The organism is Colwellia sp. Bg11-12 (assembly GCF_014076955.1).
GTDB lineage: Bacteria > Pseudomonadota > Gammaproteobacteria > Enterobacterales > Alteromonadaceae > Colwellia_A.
On the sequence record NZ_JACGUZ010000026.1, the window covers coordinates 1 to 413 of the forward strand.

Genomic DNA, 413 nt, shown 5'->3' on the forward strand with positions numbered 1-413 from the left:
GGCGTTATACGTAAAGGAGAGTCCGCAGATGGAATTGAATTCAATGGAAGATGTTAAAGCTATAGCTGAGTTTCAAAAAATAGAGCAACTTCAACGCATAGAAAAAAAACTACATAGATTGAGTTTTACGCCTCTTTACGCAGCTATAATGATCATTATTTATAATATATGGTCAATTTGGTTTGTTAATAATTATTCGACACCAATGAACCATGGGATATTAGCCATAATAGTTATTGGTGTTTGTAGATCAAATGTTGAACGTACAGATTTATTAAGACAATTGTTTGAATTAAAGTATGGTAAATAAAATACGTATAACAAGCCATTCAAGCAGGACAAATAACAGCTGGCTATTTGCTCCTTCGTCGCTTATTTTAGCCAACAATTATTTGCCTCTTAATGGGGCGTTA

The 413-nt window shown here is 33.2% G+C and carries 1 protein-coding gene; it reads left to right on the forward strand.

Features of this window, described 5'->3' with window-relative positions; genetic code table 11:
• Positions 1 to 310: hypothetical protein (locus H4J39_RS00360; RefSeq protein WP_220462082.1), on the forward strand; the 310-nt coding region annotated here is incomplete at its 5' end.
• Positions 311 to 413 lie beyond the last annotated feature (103 nt).